This window comes from Mycolicibacterium gilvum, assembly GCF_900454025.1.
GTDB classification, from domain to species: Bacteria; Actinomycetota; Actinomycetes; order Mycobacteriales; family Mycobacteriaceae; genus Mycobacterium; species Mycobacterium gilvum.
The window spans coordinates 4,088,904-4,106,089 of sequence record NZ_UGQM01000001.1; the positions used below are offsets into that span (position 1 = coordinate 4,088,904).

A 17,186-nucleotide genomic window follows, 5' to 3' on the forward strand; every position below is an offset into this window, starting at 1 on the left:
CTGTTTCTGTCGGTACGCTGTGAACCATGAATGGCGTGCTGCTCGTACTCATCGTGTTGGTCGTCGCGGCCATCGGCATCGCGGTCTACGCGTCGTCGAAAGCGTCGGGCAACCGCGCAGCCGCATCGCTCGCCGACGCCAAGGCCGACGCCCGCCGCGTCATCGAGCGGTTGGGCGGACAGGTGTTCGCGCTGACCGGAAGCGATGACGCGTCCAAGCAGGCGCTGGCCGACGCGTCCGAGCGCTACACCGCCGCGTCGTCCCAGATCGACCAGGCCACCACCGCGCGCCAAGCCGAGCTCGCCAAAGAGAGCGCGATGGAAGGCCTCTACTACGTGCGCGCCGCACGCACCGCGATGGGCATGGACCCGGGGCCGGACCTGGAGTCGCTGACCGGCCAGAAGTCCGCGGGCACGGTCACTGAGGACCGCCGCGTGAACTTCGAGGGACGCGAGATCGAGGCGTCCCCCGCACCGTCGCCGCGGACCCCGAACTACTACCCGGGCGGCCGCGTCGCGGGACGGCCGGTGCCCGCCGGCTGGTACTCCGAGCCGTGGTGGAAGCCGGCGCTGGTCGCCGGTGCGTGGGGGCTCGGGTCTGCGCTGCTGTTCAGCACGATGTTCTCCGGGATGGCCGGAGTCGGCTACGACGCGCAGGCGTTCGAGAACGGGTACGGCGACGGGTTCCAGGACGGCCTCGACCAGGGCCAGCTCGACGGCGGTGGCGACTGGGGCGGAGACGCCGGCGGCGGCGACTGGGATTCCGGCGGCGACTGGGGCGGCGGCGATTTCGGTGGCGGCGACTTCGGCGGCTTCGACTTCTAGAACCGCTACAGGCGGCTCTCCAACCGCGCTGACACCCCGGCCTCCTGCAAGTCGAGGCGCTCCAGCATCGCGCGCACGGCTTCGTCGTCGATGCGGCCGGCGTCGCGTTCGCCGATGAGCGCGGCCCGCTGGGCAGCCAACACGTCCCGATACAGCTGGCCGAACACCTCCGCGCGACGCGTGCGTCCCTCGGGATCGGGCATCTCGTCGGCGTCCTGGGAGTGCCGTTCGACGATGCCGCGGATCTCGGCGAGCGTGCGGGGGTCCAGACCCTGCGGCGGGTTCGCCCGGAACACCTCGAACACCTCGTCGGCAGCCTCGTGCACCACCAGCTCGGCCTTCTCGGTCTCGGCCACGGTGTAGGCACGATCAGCCTCGGCGGACACCTTCAGCCGCCGGATCAGCAGCGGCAGCGTCCAGCCCTGCAGCAGCAGCGTCGCGACGGCGACGACGAACGAGATCGCCTGGATCGTCGCGCGTTCCGGGAACGGTTCGCCGGCAGCCGTCGTCGCCGGGATCGCCGCTGCGGCGGCGAGCGTCACCACCCCGCGCATGCCGGTCCACGACACGACGACGTTCTCCTGCCAGCTCAGCGTCCGGTTGTCACTCCCGAAACGCCGCCGGGGCCGGTCCGGATCCCTGCGCCTGGTGCCGAGTGCACCACGGCCACGTTCGGGGACCGGCACACTCAGCCGTTTCTCCACCTGGTTCGCCAGCTTCCGCCGACCGAACATCGCGAACACCGACAGAGGGCGGATCACCAGCACGATCAACAACACGACCACCGAGGCCACCGCGACCTGAACCAGCGACTCGTGCGCATCCCGGAGGTCTTCGAGGACGAAACGCAGATGCAGCCCGATGTAGGCGAACACGAACGCTTCGAGCAGGACGTCCACCGAGTTCCAGACATACCGTTCCTGCAGCCGCGTCTGGTAGCCGGCGTCCACGGTTCCCGAGCCGACGATGAAGCCCGCCACCACGACCGCCAGCACACCGGACGCGTGCATCTCCTCGGCGAGGATGAACGCCGCGAACGGGACCATGAGCCCCTGCACCGTCTCCAGCGCGGGATGGGCGAGACGCCTGCGGATCCACAGCGTGATGTAGCCCAGCGCGGCGCCGACCAGCGGTCCGAGCACCGCGCTGTAGGTGAACAACAGCAGCGGGTTCTCGATGAACGTGTGGCTGCCCGCCACCTGGGCGACCGCGACGGAGAACAGGGCCAGCGCCGCCGCGTCATTGATCAGGCTCTCCCCGGTCAGGATCGTCATCACCCGTTTGGGCAGGCCCAGCTTGCGGCCGACCGCCACCGCGGTCACCGCGTCCGGCGGGGCGACGATCGCGCCGAGCACCAGTGCGGTCGCGAACGTCAGCGGGACCACGACGAGCCAGGCCGAGACCATCGCGACGGTGAACGCCGTGACCACGACCAGCCCCACCCCGAGGCCGAGGATGGGTTTGATGTTGCGCAGGAATGTCGGGAACGAGAAGTTCAGTGCCGCCGAATACAGCAGCGGTGGGAGAACCACCGACAGCAGAATGTGCGAGTCCAGTTCGGGCGCTTCGAAACCGGGGATGAACGACACCGCGATACCGACGACGACGATGACGAGCGCCGGCTCCAGGCCGCGCCGCTGGGCCATCGCCGTGACGACGATCGCGCCCACGACAACCAGGATCAGTTCCACGGGCAGATTCTCCAGGCTCACCCGCCGAATGTCCCGGCGAACTGCCGGGCACGGATCAGGTGGTCAGCTCTGACAGTTCGGGCACCAGAACAGGTTGCGCGCCTCCATCTCCACGGTGCGCACCGGCGTCGAGCACACCCGGCAGGGGTCGCCGGCCCGTCGGTAGACGTAGGTGCGGGGCCGTCCCTCGCGGTAGGACGGCGCGCCGTGGTCGTGTTCGGGAAGCACCACGACGATCTTGCCGCGCCGCACCCCGACCTTCATCAGTGCGACGAGATCGGTCCACAGGGCGTCGAATTCGTTGGCGGTGACCGACGTTCCGGGGCGGAACGGGTCCGTGCGGTGCCGGAAGAGCAGTTCGCTGCGATAGACGTTCCCGATGCCGGCGATCACGCTCTGGTCCATCAGCAGGGCGCCGATCGGTCTGCGCGACTTGTTGATCCGGCGCCAGGCCAGGGACGGATCGGCGTCGGGACGCAGCGGGTCGGGCCCGAGTCGTGCCACGATGTCGGCGATCTCGGGTTCGTCGATGACCTCGCAGACCGTGGGGCCGCGCAGGTCGGCGCCGTACTCGGTGCCCACCATCCGCATCCGCACCTGACCGACGGGCAGCAGCGGCGGTAACGGCCATTCGGTGAACGAACCGTACAGACCGAGGTGGACGTGGACGACCCGGCCGCCGTCGTAGTGGTGGAACAGGTGCTTACCCCACGCGGTCGCCTTCTTCAGCACACGGCCGTTGACGGCGGTCGCTCCGTCGACGAAGCGGCCCTGCGGGCTCGACACGATCACCGGCGCGCGGCCGAATCGACGCTGGTGTTGCCGCGCCAACCGGTGCAGCGTGTGTCCCTCGGGCATGGGTCCAGTTTCCCTGGCCGGGCGGCGTGCTCAGCCCCGAGGGTCAGGCCCCGGGAACGGCCGGAGCGACGTGCGTCTTCTCGAACTCGGCGAGGATGTCGATGCGCCGCTGATGCCGCGGTGCCTCCGACCACTTCGCCGCCAGGAACGCGTCCACGATCGCCAGCGCCTCGTCGGTCGAATGCATCCGGCCGCCGATGCCGACGAGCTGAGCGTTGTTGTGCTCGCGCGCCAGCGTCGCCGTCTCGGTGCTCCATGCCAGCGCGCAGCGCGCACCGGGCACCTTGTTCGCCGCGATCTGCTCACCGTTGCCGGAGCCGCCGAGCACGATGCCCAGGCTGCCCGGGTCCGCGACGGTCTTCTCGGCGGCGGCGATGCAGAACGCCGGGTAGTCGTCCTCGGCGTCGTAGGCGAACGCACCGCAGTCGACTGGCTCGTGCCCGGTCGCGGCGAGATGCTCGACGATGGCCTGCTTGAGCTCGTATCCGGCGTGGTCGGCTCCGACGTAGACGCGCATGGCGGTCACCCTAATACGTCGCCACGCCGTCAGGACACGGTGATCGCGTCCAGGCGCTGCTTGATGAAGTCGGCGGACAGGACCGGCTCCAGACCCTCGGCCCGTCCGATCGGCGGGCTCAGAGGCGTGACGAGCGCATCGTGGTTGGCCTCGTAGAAATAGATCAGCGACACCAGATCCTCTTCGGGCGCATCGGGCTGCGGCGGCAGGACCCGATGGCGGCCCGACGGCCAGCGACGTCCGCTCCAGTACTCCAACAAGTCGCCGATGTTGACCGTCAGCGCGGCCGGGTCGTACGGCGCGTTCTCCCACCCGGCTTGCTCCGAATACACCTGCAACCCCCCGGCGCCGGGCTCGCGGTCCAGGATGGTGACGGTGCCGAAGTCGGTGTGCGGGCCGATGCGGAACTGCCCCGGCTCGGGTTCACCGACGACGCTGACCGGCGGATAGTGGTTGATGTTCATCGTCCAGGTCGGGGCGCTCGCCAGCGCCGCGAACGGGTTCACGGACAGCCCCAGCGCGTGGGCGCACAGCGCGAGAAGGTCGTCGGCCACCCGGCGCATCTGGGCGGTGTACTCCTCGACCAGGGGCGCCAGTTCGGGAACCTCACGCGGCCAGACGTTGGGCGCGAACCAGATCCGGTCGACCTCGGCGTCCCCGGTCGCGGTCTCGGCGCCGAGGCTGAAGCTCTCCTTCAGATCCGGCGGCGTCGCGGTGCCCTCGGCATAACCGTTGGCCTCCGCACCCGGCCCGATCCATCCGCGCCCGCCGACGGGCACCGAATAGCCGGCTTTGACCGTCGGGTCGAGCGCGAAGAACTCGCGGGCGGCCGCGCGGACGTCGCGCGTCAGATCCGGGTCGACGCCGTGGCCGGTGACGAGGATGAAGCCCGCGCGCTGCAGACCGGCATCCACCTGCGCGGCGACGTCCTCGGCCGCGGGACCACCCTCGCGCCACCGTGAAAGGTCAACTGTCGCAATCACGCTCACTCGCCGATGTCCTCCGCCCACAGCTCCGGGTTGTCCGCGATGAAGTCGCGCATCAACGTCACGCACCGTTCGTCGTCGACCACGGTGACCTTCACGCCGTGTTCGGCCAGCCAGTCGTGGCCGCCGGTGAAGGTCCGGCTCTCCCCGATCACCACCGCGCCGATGTTGAACTGGCGCACCAGCCCGCTGCAGTACCAGCAGGGTGACAGCGTCGTGACCATGGTCGTCGAGCGGTACCCGCGCTGGCGGCCCGCATTGCGGAACGCATCGGTCTCGGCGTGCAGGGACGGATCGTCGAGCTGCACCCGCCGGTTGTGACCGCTGCCCAGCAGCGTGCCGTCCGCGGCGAACAGCGCCGCTCCGATCGGAATACCGCCTTCGGCCAATCCCTTTCGGGCCTCCTCGACGGCGACGTCGAGCATCTGGGACGCGGTCATGCTCACCGTCCCACTCTGGGGCCACCGCCGACGCCGCGCAACCGGAAGCTACGCGGCCTGTCCGTCAGTCGAACTCGGGACTCTCGGTGCGGGTCCGCTTGAGCTCCCAGAAGTGCGGATAGGACGCGAAGATCACCGACGCGTCCCACAACTTCCCGGCTTCCTCCCCGCGCGGGATACGTGACAGCACCGGGCCGAAGAAGGCCACGCCGTTGACGTGGATCGTCGGGGTGCCGACGTCGGGACCGACGGGGTCCATACCCTCGTGGTGGCTCTTGCGCAGCGCCTCGTCGTAGTCGGTCGACGTGGCGGCCGCGGCCAGCTCGGCGGGCAGACCGACCTCGTCGAGGGATTCGGCGATCACCCGGGTGAAGTCGGGATCGGTTTCCCGGTAGCCGAGGTTGTGGATGCGGGTGCCGAACGCGGTGTACAGCGGCCCGAGGACCTCCGGGCCCTTGGCCTGCTCGGCGGCGATCGCGACGCGGACCGGACCCCACGCCGTCTTCATCATCTCCAGGTACTCCTCGGGGAGGTCGCGCCCCTCGTTGAGCACGGCCAGACTCATCACGTGGAAGTTGACCTCGATGTCGCGCACCTTCTCCGCCTCCAGCACCCAGCGTGAGGTGATCCAGGCCCAGGGGCACAGCGGGTCGAACCAGAAATCGGCGCGGGACTTCTCGGACATGGCGGTCTCCTCTTCACATGAGCACGAGCGGGACAGACGACGCCTCAGAACAACGGTCGGCGCCCGTTCTGTCTTCCCGTATCAGGCTAGTGTTGGCGAGCGTGGCACTTCCCAACCTGACCCGCGACCAGGCTGCCGAGCGCGCCGCGCTCGTGACCGTCGACAGCTATCACGTCTCACTCGACCTGACGGACGGAGCCGGTAAGCCGGGCGAGCGGACCTTCCGGTCCGTGACGACGGTCGAATTCGACGCTCTCGCCGGCTCGGACACCTACATCGATCTCGCCGCGGACACCGTCCACAGCGCGACACTCAACGGTGTTGACATCGACGTATCCGGTTACGACGAGTCCACCGGCATCCCGTTGCGAGGGTTGCAGGGGCACAACACGCTCGTCGTCGATGCAGACTGCCGCTACTCGAACACCGGCGAGGGGCTGCACCGGTTCGTCGATCCGGTCGACGACGAGGTGTACCTGTACTCGCAATTCGAAACCGCGGACGCGAAGCGGATGTTCGCGTGTTTCGATCAGCCTGATCTCAAAGCCGCGTTCGACGTCACCGTGGTCGCGCCCGCGCACTGGGAGGTGATCTCCAACGGCGCCACCGTCGATGCCACCGACGAGGCCGGCGCCCGGCGCCACACGTTCAAGGCCACCCCGCGGATGAGCACCTACCTGGTGGCGTTGATCGCCGGACCGTACGCGCGGTGGGACGACGTGTATTCCGACGGCCACGGCGACATCCCGTTGGGCCTGTTCTGCCGCAAATCGCTGGCAGAGTACATGGACGCCGAGCGGCTGTTCACCGAGACCAAACAGGGATTCGGCTTCTACCACAACAACTTCGGCGTTCCGTACGCGTTCGGCAAGTACGACCAGCTGTTCGTGCCGGAGTTCAACGCGGGCGCCATGGAGAACGCCGGCGCGGTGACGTTCCTGGAGGACTACGTCTTCCGGTCCAAGGTGACCCGGGCGTCCTACGAGCGTCGCGCCGAGACCGTGCTGCACGAGATGGCGCACATGTGGTTCGGCGATCTGGTCACCATGCAATGGTGGGACGACCTGTGGCTCAACGAGTCCTTCGCGACGTTCGCGTCGGTGCTGTGCCAGGCCGAATCGACCGAGTACACGCAGGCGTGGACCACCTTCGCCAACGCGGAGAAGTCGTGGGCCTACCGCCAGGACCAGCTGCCCTCGACGCACCCGGTGGCCGCCGACATCCCGGATCTGCACGCCGTCGAGGTGAACTTCGACGGGATCACCTACGCCAAGGGCGCCAGCGTGCTCAAGCAACTGGTCGCCTATGTGGGGCTCGACGCGTTCCTCGCCGGGCTGCGCGACTACTTCCGCGACCACGCATTCGGCAACGCGACGTTCGGTGATCTGCTCGGCGCACTGGAGAAGTCGTCGGGACGCGATCTGTCGGGCTGGGGCCGCCAGTGGCTCAAGACCACCGGCCTGAACACCCTGCGCCCGGACTTCGACGTCGAGGCCGACGGCACGTTCACACGTTTCGCCATCGAGCAGGGCGGCGCCAAGCCCGGCGAGGGTGAGACACGGGTGCACCGGCTCGCGGTCGGTGTCTACGACGACGACGCGTCCGGCAAGTTGGTGCGGGTGCACCGCGAGGAGCTCGACGTCGAGGGATCGACCACCGACGTGCCCGGCCTGCACGGTGTGTCCCGCGGCAAGCTGATCCTGGTCAACGACGACGACCTGACCTACTGCTCGCTGCGGCTGGACCCCGACTCGCTGCAGACGGTACTGAGCCGCATCGCCGACATCGCCGAGCCGCTCCCCCGCACCCTGGCCTGGTCGGCGGCGTGGGAGATGACCCGCGACGCGGAGCTTCGGGCACGCGACTTCGTCGCGCTGGTGATCAGCGGGCTGCACGCCGAGACCGAAGTGGGTGTCGCGCAGCGACTCGTGATGCAGGCGCAGACGGCGCTGGGCTCCTACGCCGATCCCGCCTGGGCGGCCGAGAACGGCTGGCCCGCGTTCGGAGACGCGCTGCTGGACCTGGCCGCACAGTCGGCCCCGGGTTCGGATCACCAGCTGGCATTCGTCAACGCGCTGTGCTCGTCGGTGTTGTCGCCGAACCACGTGGCGGTGCTCTCGACGCTGCTGGACAACGAGCCTGCCGCGGTGAACCTCGAGGGCCTCGTCGTCGACACCGATCTGCGCTGGCGCGTCGTCACCGCGCTCGCCCGGGCCGGGGTCATCGACGCCGACGGCACCGCGACCCCGTTCATCGACGCCGAGGCCGACAACGACCGCACCGCGGCGGGCCGGCGCCACGCCGCGGCAGCCGCGGCGGCCCGTCCGCAGGCAGCGGTCAAGGACGCGGCGTGGGAGCAGGTCGTCGAGGACGACACGCTGGCCAACATCACCGCCCGCGCGATCATCGGCGGCTTCGCCCAGCCCGGTCAGGGTGAGGTGCTGGCGCCGTTCCGGGACCGCTACTTCGGCGCGATCTCGGGCGTCTGGCAGCGGCGCTCCAGCGAGGTCGCGCAGACGGTCGTCGTCGGGTTGTACCCGTCCTGGGAGATCAGCCAGGACGCGCTCGACGCGGCGGACCGGTTCCTGTCGGACCCGGAGGTGCCGCCGGCGCTGCGCAGGCTCGTCCTCGAAGGCCGCGCCGGGGTGGAGCGCTCGTTGCGGGCCCGCGAGTTCGACGTCACCTAGCTGGCCTCGCACCGCGAGCGCGCGCGTCTGCTCCGCGACACGCCGCTCGCCCCGGTGCGTCAGCGCGCGCTCGTCGCGCGTGAGCGCACCTATGCTCACGCCGTGGCGGTCAACAACAGCCGGCGGGCACGCGCGGCGCGGCGCCGCAAGCGGCGAGTCGCGGCCGTCGTCAACGATCTCACCGACGCCCAGTGGGCGTCGATCAAGGCGGCCTGGGAGGGGTGCGCCTACTGCGGGAAGACGACCGGCACGATGCAGCGCGACTGCGTCATGGCGATCTCGCGCGGCGGGCGCTACACCGTCGACAACGTGGTACCGGCCTGCGGGGCGTGCAACGCCAGCAAGTGCAACGACGAGGTCACCGGCTGGCTGCGGCGCAAGCGCTACGACGAGCGGCTGTTCCTGGAGCGCTACGTCCGGATCCGGGCCGAGCTGATGTCCGCGGAACGCGAAACCGCCCTCACGGTAGCTCCCGAGGCCGGGTCACTACCGTAAGGGCGGTTTCGCCAAAACGTCAGCGGGGTGAGACGCCGGCCGACAGCACGCGGATGCCGCTGATCAGGCCGTCGATCAGGTTGCCCTCCTTGAAGGACGCGGCCGCGGCCGAGACGCCCAGCGGGGCTGCTTCCTCGATGCCGCGACCCTTGACCCCGGCGCCGTAGACGACCTCGATGGCGCGCTGGTCCGGCGACACCGCCAGCAGCACCGCGTTGTCGGGTGTCGGCACCTTCGCCAGGATCTCGCGGGCGCCTGCCGCAGTGTCGGCACCGAGGTCGCCGATGTAGACCGCGAAGCGCGCCTTGGCCGCCCGCGAGCCGTACTTCATCGCGTTGTCGAGGATCACCAGATCCTTGGTCGGGAACGGATACTGCACCGAGAGCACGGTCGGCTCGGTGACAGCCGAGACACGTCCGCTCGCGGTGATGGCGGCGCCGTAGGGCAGCTCTGCGACGTCGAGGGCACCTGCCCTGGTCACTTCACCACTTGCCACTTGCGCCTCCTCCGATGGTCAGGTGCGAGCCGTGGCCGCCATGGCCATGGTCTGCAGGTTCGTCCGCTGCCCACAGGATGGGCTCGTGCGTCCACTTCTCCGACATGTCGAAGGTCGCCGGATGCGGGCCCTTCTTGGTGAAGATGAACAGCGACAGGAGACCCGCCAGCGCCAGCGGAACCAACAAGAAGCTTGCATGCACAAGAGCTGTTGTTGTCACGCGCAAACCGTATCCCACGGCCCGATCAGGCCGCGCCCTCACCCAGATATCTGACCCAGGCCGGATCGAGTTCCTTGACGCTGGAGAGCAGGCGCCAGTGCTGACCCTTCGGCGGCAACGGGGTGGTGTGCAGAGACCAGCCGAGCTCGCTGAGCAGTTTGTCGGCCTTGCGGTGGTTGCACGCCGAGCAGGCCGCGACGCAGTTCTCCCAGGTGTGGGCGCCGCCGCGGCTGCGCGGGATGACGTGGTCGACGGTGTCGGCCTTCGATCCGCAGTACGCGCAGCGGAACCTGTCGCGATGCATCAGGGCTGCCCTCGTCATCGGGATCCGCGCCCGGTAGGGCACCCGCACGAAGGTGCGCAGCCGGATCACGGTCGGCACCCGGATGGACCGCGTCGCCGAGTGGATGACCGGCCCTACCGGGTCGTCGTGCACGACGTCGGCCTTCCCGCACATCAGCATGATCACCGCGCGTCGCAGCGGCAGCGCCGTGAGCGGTTCGTAGGTGGAGTTCAGCAGCAACACCCGGCGGCGCCCCCACACCGAGGACTCCGCAACGACCGGGTGGGCATCGACAGTGGGAGCGACGCTGTGCAGCGCGCGCGAGGCAGTAGGAGACGATGATCCGGGTAGGGCCACCGCGGTCCGGTGATTCCGGTGGCCGCGTCCGTTCTTGCGCTGCGCCATAGATCCTCCGTCGGACAGTCCACCACGGATTTCCTCGGATCGCACGGCAATTCTCGACGTGTTCGCTGGTCAGTCCGATGAACAACCGGTGACGGCCCCCTGATGCCGCCCGGCCGCACCCCGATGCGCGCCGAGCGCGGGACCGGCGATGGCCCACAATGGAGACGATGGACGCGCACAGCAAGCAGCAGTCGTTCTATGACGCCGTCGGCGGGCACGCCACGTTCCACACCCTCGTGGCGCGGTTCTACGAACTCGTCCGCGACGACGAGATCCTTCGCCCGCTCTACCCCGAGGACGACCTCGTCGGGGCCGAGGAGCGTCTCCGGATGTTCCTCGAGCAGTACTGGGGCGGGCCGCGGACCTACTCCGATCAGCGTGGCCACCCCCGGCTGCGGATGCGTCACGCACCGTTCCGCATCGGCTACCTGGAGCGCGACGCGTGGCTGCGGTGCATGCACACCGCGGTGGCCGAGATCGACTCCGCGACCCTCGACGACGCGCACCGCCGCGAGCTGATCACCTACCTGGAGATGGCCGCCGAGTCGATGGTCAACTCTCCGTTCTAGGTCTCAGCGCAGCACCACCGCGGGATCGCCGCGGCGCAGGTACACCGTGCCGAAGCGGGCGTCGACGCGAAGCCAGTTCGGCAGCGCGCGCACCCGCACCACCTCGTCGGTGTCGCCGGCCCCCCGGTCCTCGGCCGTCGGCTGCGGCAGGAAACCCATCGCCGTCAGCGTCAGCACGCACCGCATCGGGATCCCGACGGTGTCGTGTTGCGAGGCCACGGTGAGCACTTCCTGATCGAGCAGCGAGGTCGGCGGGCCGAACGCACTGGAGTGTTCCTTGGCCAGGCTCATGCCGCGCTCGGCCAGGTCGAGCACCGCGGCCGCGGGGACGTCGTCGAGGTAGACGAATCCCTTCTCCGGGGGCAGCACGCCCCGCCACGCCGAATCCATCGAGAACCCGGGGTCGACGTGTCCCGCCGACGTCGCCGCCCGCAGTCCGGCCAGCAGCACATCGGCTCCCACGGACAGGTCGGACGGGACGATTCTGCCCGCCACCACCCGGCTGGCGAGCACATCGAATCCTGTTGCCACCCAGGCGACGATCATTCCGCCCTCGCGCTCGCGCAGCCTCACCACCGCCGCGTCGTCGAGGCGCAGCGCGCGTTCGGTGAACGTCGCGAGGTCGTCGCGGTCGGCCGCGCGCGCCGGCCAGAGGCCGCGCTCGCCGCCGCTCATCGCGTCCAGCGCTGCAGGTATTCGCGCTGAGCGACCGAGAGGCGTTGCAGCCGTTGCTCGTCGATGTGGACCGCGGCGAGTTGGGTGTCGGCGACGACCGCCGGCCTCGAGTCGGGCGCAGCCCCGACCGAGCGCACCTCGTAGCCCACCGTGAAGTCGACCGCCCGCACCCGCTTCGACCACATGGTGACCTGCAGCGGCGAATCGACCAGACGCAGCTGGGCCTTGTAGGAGATGTTGACCTCGGCGATCAGCAACCCGATCGTGGTGATCGTCTCCCCGAAAGGCTCACGCAGGAACGGGATCCGGGCCTCCTCGAGAATCGTGACCATCGTGGCGTGGTTGATGTGCTGATACATGTCGATGTCCGACCACCGCACATGCACCGGCGCCGTGAAGCCACGCTGCTCGGTCATCCGGACGACCCCGTTCCGCTTGTTCTGGTCATGCTGCGGATCTGACGCGCCGCCACCGACAGCGTCGCCAGGTCGTGCTCGCCACTCTCGTAGAGCTCGGTCAGGGTGCGACGCGCCCGGCTGATCCGCGAGCGGTTCGTCATCTCCCACTCGGCGATCTTCTCGACACCGTTCTCGTCCGGTTCACCGACGGCCAGCACGTCGAAGCACAGTGCCCGCAGGGACCCGTAGATGTCATCGCGAATCGCCAAGCGCGCCAACGAATGCCAGCGGTCGTTGCGCGACAGCCGCGACACGGCGGTCAGCAGCCCGTCGGTGCCGAGATGATCCATCAACGCGAAGTAGGCGTCTGCGACCTCGGCGGGGTCCCGGTCGATGATGTCGGCGATGTCGATCACGTCGAGCAGGCTGAACTGATACAGCCCGGTGGCGACCGTGTACGCGACGTCCTCGGCCACCCCGTGGGCACTGAACTCCCCCGCCTCCTTCTCGACGATCGCCTTGTCGTCACCGCGCAGCCAGTCCGGCATCGACGGCATCAGCGCCGCGACCTTGTCGGCGAACCGGTTGATCTCGGCGCCGACGGCCAGCGGTAGTGGCCGGTAGTTGAGCAGCCAGCGGGTCGCGCGGTCGATGAGGCGCCGAAGATCGAGGGTCATCCTGTCGGTCACCGCCACCGACACACCGTTGGCGCCCGCCTCGCGGATCTGACGCCATACCCGCCCGAAACCGAAGATCGCGTCTCCGGCGGCGAAGCTGCGCACCGCGTCGATCGGGGCGACGCCGACATCCTCGGCGACGCGGTAGGCATAGGAGATGCCGGCGGTGTCGACGACGTCGTTGACCAGCATGGTGGTGACGATCTCGCGACGCAGTTGGTGGGACCGGATGTCCGGGCCGAACCGCTCCCGCAGCGTCGTCGGGAAGTAGGACGGCAGCCGTGACGCGAAAACCTCCTGGTCCGGAAGCTCCCCGGCGAGAAGATCGTCCTTGAGCGCCAGTTTGACGTGTGCCATCAGCGTCGCCAATTCCGGTGATGTCAGACCGAGTCCGGCTTCGGTGCGCCGCAGGATCTCCTTCTCCGACGGCAGCGCCTCGAGCACCCGGTTGAGTCCGCGACGCTCGACGAAGTCCTTGATCATGCGGGCGTGCACGTTGAGCAGACTGGCCGCGTTGGCCCGGCTGGTGCCCATCAGATCGTTCTGACTTTCGTTGTCGGCCAACACGAGTCGGCCGACCTCATCGGTCATCGACAACAGCAGATCGGTGCGGTCCGCCTCGGCGACCTTGCCGGCGGTCACCAGCGAGTCGATCAGGATCTTGATGTTCACCTCATGGTCCGAACAGTCCACGCCGGCGGAGTTGTCCATCGCGTCGGTGTTGATCCGGCCGCCGCACAGGTCGAACTCGGTGCGTCCCAACGACGTCACCCCGAGGTTGCCGCCTTCGCCGACCACCTTGGCCCGTACCTGATTTCCGTTGACCCGGACCGGGTCGTTGGCACGGTCGCCGACGTCGGCGTCGGCCTCCGTCTCCGCCTTGATGTAGGTGCCGATGCCGCCGTTCCACAGCAGATCGGCCGGGGCCTTCAGGATCGCCTTCATCAGGGCGGGCGGGGTCATCTCGGTGGCGTCGCCTTCGATGCCCAGCGCCGCGCGGGCCTCGTCGCTGATCGGGATCGACTTCTGCTCGCGACTGTAAACCCCGCCGCCGGCGCTGATCAGCGACGTGTCGTAGTCGTCCCAACTCGATCGCGGCAGATCGAACAGACGTCGTCGCTCGGCGTACGAAGACGCGGCATCCGGTGTCGGGTCGATGAAGATGTGGCGGTGATCGAAGGCCGCGAGCAGCCGGATGTGTTCGGAGAGCAGCATTCCGTTGCCGAACACGTCACCGCTCATGTCGCCGACGCCCACGACGGTGAAGTCCTCGGACTGGGTGTCGATGCCCATCTCCCGGAAGTGGCGTTTCACCGACTCCCACGCGCCCTTGGCGGTGATGCCCATCGCTTTGTGGTCATAGCCGACCGACCCGCCCGAGGCGAACGCGTCGCCCAGCCAGAAGCCGTAGGACTTCGCGACATCGTTGGCGATGTCGGAGAACGTCGCGGTGCCCTTGTCGGCCGCGACCACCAGGTACGCGTCGTCGCCGTCCCGGCGCACGACCTCGGCCGGGGTGACGACATCGCCGCTGATCTTGTCGACGTTGTCGGTGATGTCGAGCAGGCCGGCGATGAACAGCCGGTAGCAGGCCACTCCCTCTTCGCGGGTGGCGTCCCGATCCGCGGCGGCGTCGCCCGTCGGGGCCGGCGGCTTCTTCACCACGAAGCCACCCTTGGCGCCGACCGGGACGATGACGGCGTTCTTGACGGCCTGCGCCTTGACCAGACCGAGGATCTCGGTGCGGAAGTCCTCGCGCCGGTCCGACCACCGAAGACCGCCCCTGGCCACGAAGCCGAACCGCAGGTGCACGCCCTCGACCCGGGGCGAGTAGACGAAGATCTCGAACTTCGGCCTCGGGAGCGGCAATTCGTCGATCAGCTCGGGGTTCAGCTTGAACGACAACACATTCCGCGCACGCGCCGAGTCCGCGGCAGTGACGAAGTAGTTGGTGCGCAGCGTGGCCTGGATCATCGACGCGAACGCGCGCAACACCCGGTCGGTGTCGAGGCTGACCAGCGCGTCGATGTCGGCGGCCACCGCGGCCGCGGCGGACTGGGCATCCCGGTTGGCCCCTCCTGGATTGCCGTCGACCGGGCTGTAGAGGGCTTCGAACAGCTCGACGAGCGACCGCGCGGTGCCGGCGTTGTCGTTGAGCACCGATGCGATGTGGGACTGGCTGTACGGGAAGCCGGCCTGCTTGAGGTACTTGGCGTAGGCGCGCAGCACCGCGACCTGCTGCCACGTCAGCCCGGCCCTCAGCACCAGCTCGTTGAACCGGTCGATCTCGGCGTTGCCGTGCCAGATCGCGGTGACGGTGTCGGCGAACCGCTCCGCTGTCGCGGCGCGTTCGGGACCCGGCGGCGCCTGCGGAATCCCGCGGTGCGGCGAAACCTTGAACTGGTAGATCCACACCGGCAGGCCGTCCGGCCGCGTCACGGTGAAGGGCCGCTCCTCCAGCACCACGACGCCCATCGACTGCAGCATCGGGAGCAGACGGCTCAGCGACGCGGACTGTCCACCCAGGTACCAGTTCAGATCGGAGACGCCGGACGTTTCCGTGTCGTCGCTGTCGGCGAGCACCAACTTCACCGTGTTGTCGTGCAGCTCTTCGATGATCGCGATGTCATCGAGCGCGCGGGCGGGCGTGTTCGCCTGCTTGTAGACCTCGGGGAACGCCGACGCGTAGTGGTCGGCGGTGCCGTGGTCGACGGGGCCGCCCGCCGGCAGTGCGCCCATCAGCCTGTCACCCCACGTACGGGCGGCCTCGGTGAGCAGATCCTGGATGCGCGCCTCGTTGTCGTCGGAGACGTCGACCTCGTGCTGACGCAGCCCGGCCGGCAACCGGACGGTGAAATGAACCACCGCCCAGGGTGATTCGCTGACCCGCGCGGCATAGTCGATGCTCACGCCGCCGAGCTCGCGAACCAGGATGTCCTGCATTTCGAGCCGAACCACGGTGGTGTAGCGGTCGCGCGGCAGGTAAACCAGACACGAGACGAAATGCGCGAGCGGATCGGCGCGCATGAACAGCAGGGTGCGCCGGCGCGCCCCGAGGTCCACCACGGCCATCGCCATGTCGAGCAGACCGCGCGCGCTGAGCGCGAACAACTCCGAGCGCGGGATCGTCTGGATGATGTCGAGCAGCAGCTGTCCGGGGTGGCTCGGATCCCGGTGCGCCATGGCGAGCGCATCGTTGACCCGTCGCGACACCAGCGGGATCTCGAGCACGTTGGCGTTCATCGCCGCGACGGTGAACAGCCCGACGAATCGGTGCTCGATCGCGTCGGCGTCCCGCTCCGCGGATTGCTCCCGCACCACGACGATCTGCGGGTACGCGCCGTAACGCAGGAAGCTCGGAATCGTCGCCTGGGCCAGGGTGAGCAGTTCGTCCTTCTGGGTCAGCTGCGGCAGCACATCCTGACGCAGCCGCAGCACGCCCAGCCGACTGGAGGTGTCGACCGTGGCCTCGCCGTCGCGGACCGGGCAGCGCTGGTAGCCCAGCAGCACGAAATGACCGTCGGCGAGCCAGCGCAGCAGTGCCGCGACGTCCTTGCGGTCCGGACTGGGGAACCGTCGCCCGGTGTCACCGTCGAGTTCGGCGGCCAGGATCCGCAGTGCCGCAGCCATGTCGGTGGAGTCCAGCGCCACCTGCCGCGCGTCGGCGAGCACCTTGGGCAGCAGTTCCTCGGCTTCGGCCAGGGCGTGGCGGTCCACCGACCCTGCCAGTTGCACGTGCACCCACGTCTCGTCGACGCCGTCGCTGAACGACGCATCCGAGACGGGGGCGACGTCGAGCAGCTCCCCCGCTCCACCTCGCCGGACGCGGAAGCCGGGGTTCATGATCGCGGTGTAGGCCACGCCGATGCGGTGCAGCAGCACCGTCACCGAATCCATCAGCAACGACGCGTTGTCGGTGACGATCTGCAGGGCGGGACCGAACCCGGTCGCCTCGTCGCCGGGATACACCGCGACGTTCGTCGCGCCCGGCAGACGCGTGCCGGCCAACCGGCACTGCGCCTCGACCAGGGCGGTGGTGTCGAGTCCGTCGTCGTGGCGGCGCAGCGGCCCGGTGACCGCGGCGTCCGCCCCGGGCGCCCCGCCGTGCGGCCCCCGATAGGTCGCGAGGTAGGCCGGGATCAGCCGCTCGACCATCTCGGCGCCGACTGCGCCCGTCGCACCGTTCACGGCGCCCGGATTCAACGACATTCGCCGCTCCTGACTCACGCGTGCGGACCCGCCGTCGTTGGCTGCAACCGGCGCCCGACCCACGGGTGTCA

16 protein-coding genes are annotated in these 17,186 nt (G+C 69.0%); 4 read left to right on the forward strand and 12 right to left on the reverse strand.

Annotated features, from left to right (window positions below; all coding sequences use genetic code 11):
- Window positions 1-26 precede the first annotated feature (26 nt).
- Window positions 27-824 (forward strand): hypothetical protein, encoded by a 798-nt coding sequence (locus tag DYE23_RS19030; RefSeq protein ID WP_013471333.1) that lies wholly within the window; start codon window positions 27-29, stop codon window positions 822-824.
- Between the two features lie 5 nt (window positions 825-829).
- On the opposite strand, the gene DYE23_RS19035 is transcribed toward DYE23_RS19030, so the two are convergent.
- The 6 genes from DYE23_RS19035 to DYE23_RS19060 form a co-directional block, all read right to left on the reverse strand.
- A complete protein-coding gene (locus DYE23_RS19035; RefSeq protein WP_041788499.1) occupies window positions 830-2,515 on the reverse strand; it encodes a cation:proton antiporter in 1,686 nt (561 codons plus the stop codon).
- Between the two features lie 63 nt (window positions 2,516-2,578).
- Window positions 2,579-3,373, reverse strand: a complete 795-nt coding sequence (locus tag DYE23_RS19040; RefSeq protein ID WP_013471331.1) for an Fpg/Nei family DNA glycosylase — start codon at window positions 3,371-3,373, stop codon at window positions 2,579-2,581.
- Window positions 3,374-3,416: 43 nt separating this feature from the next.
- Window positions 3,417-3,890, reverse strand: a complete 474-nt coding sequence (locus tag DYE23_RS19045) for a ribose-5-phosphate isomerase (RefSeq protein ID WP_011893461.1) — start codon at window positions 3,888-3,890, stop codon at window positions 3,417-3,419.
- Between the two features lie 29 nt (window positions 3,891-3,919).
- Window positions 3,920-4,879 (reverse strand): isopenicillin N synthase family dioxygenase, encoded by a 960-nt coding sequence (locus DYE23_RS19050; protein ID WP_115327894.1) that lies wholly within the window; start codon window positions 4,877-4,879, stop codon window positions 3,920-3,922.
- Complete coding sequence (locus tag DYE23_RS19055) at window positions 4,876-5,316, reverse strand: nucleoside deaminase (RefSeq protein WP_115327895.1); 441 nt, start codon at window positions 5,314-5,316, stop codon at window positions 4,876-4,878. Before DYE23_RS19055 ends, DYE23_RS19050 begins: the two co-directional genes overlap by 4 nt.
- A gap of 64 nt (window positions 5,317-5,380) precedes the next feature.
- Window positions 5,381-6,001 (reverse strand): mycothiol-dependent nitroreductase Rv2466c family protein, encoded by a 621-nt coding sequence (locus DYE23_RS19060; protein WP_011893458.1) that lies wholly within the window; start codon window positions 5,999-6,001, stop codon window positions 5,381-5,383.
- 101 nt (window positions 6,002-6,102) lie between these two features.
- Between DYE23_RS19060 and pepN the strand changes: the two genes are divergently transcribed.
- Together pepN and DYE23_RS19070 are read left to right on the forward strand one after the other, a co-directional pair.
- Window positions 6,103-8,688 carry an aminopeptidase N gene (gene pepN, locus DYE23_RS19065; RefSeq protein ID WP_115329030.1) on the forward strand — a complete coding sequence of 862 codons (2,586 nt, stop codon included), beginning with the start codon at window positions 6,103-6,105 and terminating at the stop codon, window positions 8,686-8,688.
- 54 nt (window positions 8,689-8,742) lie between these two features.
- A complete protein-coding gene (locus DYE23_RS19070; RefSeq protein WP_372516286.1) occupies window positions 8,743-9,183 on the forward strand; it encodes an HNH endonuclease in 441 nt (146 codons plus the stop codon).
- Between the two features lie 19 nt (window positions 9,184-9,202).
- Here DYE23_RS19070 and DYE23_RS19075 read toward each other — a convergent pair whose 3' ends face one another.
- Genes DYE23_RS19075 through DYE23_RS19085 form a run of 3 tightly spaced genes read right to left on the reverse strand, consistent with a single transcriptional unit; the run spans window position 9,203 to window position 10,587 of the window.
- Window positions 9,203-9,679, reverse strand: a complete 477-nt coding sequence (locus DYE23_RS19075) for a DUF5130 domain-containing protein (RefSeq protein WP_013471327.1) — start codon at window positions 9,677-9,679, stop codon at window positions 9,203-9,205.
- Window positions 9,666-9,899: an aa3-type cytochrome oxidase subunit CtaJ gene (ctaJ, locus tag DYE23_RS19080; RefSeq protein WP_193373611.1), complete on the reverse strand. Its 234-nt coding sequence runs from the start codon at window positions 9,897-9,899 to the stop codon at window positions 9,666-9,668. Before ctaJ ends, DYE23_RS19075 begins: the two co-directional genes overlap by 14 nt.
- A gap of 25 nt (window positions 9,900-9,924) precedes the next feature.
- Window positions 9,925-10,587, reverse strand: a complete 663-nt coding sequence (locus DYE23_RS19085; RefSeq protein ID WP_115327896.1) for an HNH endonuclease — start codon at window positions 10,585-10,587, stop codon at window positions 9,925-9,927.
- Between the two features lie 158 nt (window positions 10,588-10,745).
- Here DYE23_RS19085 and DYE23_RS19090 point away from each other — a divergent pair, with 158 nt between their 5' ends.
- Window positions 10,746-11,156, forward strand: coding sequence for a globin (locus DYE23_RS19090; protein WP_011893452.1), 411 nt, complete (start codon window positions 10,746-10,748; stop codon window positions 11,154-11,156).
- Window positions 11,157-11,159: 3 nt separating this feature from the next.
- Here the strand turns inward: DYE23_RS19090 and DYE23_RS19095 are convergent, their stop codons facing one another.
- Genes DYE23_RS19095 through DYE23_RS19105 form a run of 3 tightly spaced genes read right to left on the reverse strand, consistent with a single transcriptional unit; the run spans window position 11,160 to window position 17,115 of the window.
- The gene (locus DYE23_RS19095; RefSeq protein ID WP_011893451.1) at window positions 11,160-11,831 is read right to left on the reverse strand and encodes a DUF8010 domain-containing protein; all 672 of its coding nucleotides are present in this window, start codon (window positions 11,829-11,831) and stop codon (window positions 11,160-11,162) included.
- On the reverse strand, window positions 11,828-12,247 hold the full coding sequence (locus DYE23_RS19100; protein WP_115327897.1) for an acyl-CoA thioesterase: 420 nt from the start codon (window positions 12,245-12,247) through the stop codon (window positions 11,828-11,830). Before DYE23_RS19100 ends, DYE23_RS19095 begins: the two co-directional genes overlap by 4 nt.
- A complete protein-coding gene (locus DYE23_RS19105) occupies window positions 12,244-17,115 on the reverse strand; it encodes an NAD-glutamate dehydrogenase (RefSeq protein WP_172527812.1) in 4,872 nt (1,623 codons plus the stop codon). The genes DYE23_RS19100 and DYE23_RS19105 overlap by 4 nt, the downstream gene beginning before the upstream one ends.
- Window positions 17,116-17,186 lie beyond the last annotated feature (71 nt).

What these genes read in the sequence shown, in the direction of transcription:
- DYE23_RS19030 (WP_013471333.1), top strand. Translation starts at nt 27, where the DNA reads ATGAATGGCGTGCTGCTCGTACTCATCGTGTTGGTCGTCGCGGCCATC.
- DYE23_RS19040 (WP_013471331.1), bottom strand. Translation starts at nt 3,373, where the DNA reads ATGCCCGAGGGACACACGCTGCACCGGTTGGCGCGGCAACACCAGCGT.
- DYE23_RS19045 (WP_011893461.1), bottom strand. Translation starts at nt 3,890, where the DNA reads ATGCGCGTCTACGTCGGAGCCGACCACGCCGGATACGAGCTCAAGCAG.
- DYE23_RS19055 (WP_115327895.1), bottom strand. Translation starts at nt 5,316, where the DNA reads ATGACCGCGTCCCAGATGCTCGACGTCGCCGTCGAGGAGGCCCGAAAG.
- DYE23_RS19060 (WP_011893458.1), bottom strand. Translation starts at nt 6,001, where the DNA reads ATGTCCGAGAAGTCCCGCGCCGATTTCTGGTTCGACCCGCTGTGCCCC.
- DYE23_RS19085 (WP_115327896.1), bottom strand. Translation starts at nt 10,587, where the DNA reads ATGGCGCAGCGCAAGAACGGACGCGGCCACCGGAATCACCGGACCGCG.
- DYE23_RS19090 (WP_011893452.1), top strand. Translation starts at nt 10,746, where the DNA reads ATGGAGACGATGGACGCGCACAGCAAGCAGCAGTCGTTCTATGACGCC.
- DYE23_RS19095 (WP_011893451.1), bottom strand. Translation starts at nt 11,831, where the DNA reads ATGAGCGGCGGCGAGCGCGGCCTCTGGCCGGCGCGCGCGGCCGACCGC.
- DYE23_RS19100 (WP_115327897.1), bottom strand. Translation starts at nt 12,247, where the DNA reads ATGACCGAGCAGCGTGGCTTCACGGCGCCGGTGCATGTGCGGTGGTCG.
- DYE23_RS19105 (WP_172527812.1), bottom strand. Translation starts at nt 17,115, where the DNA reads ATGTCGTTGAATCCGGGCGCCGTGAACGGTGCGACGGGCGCAGTCGGC.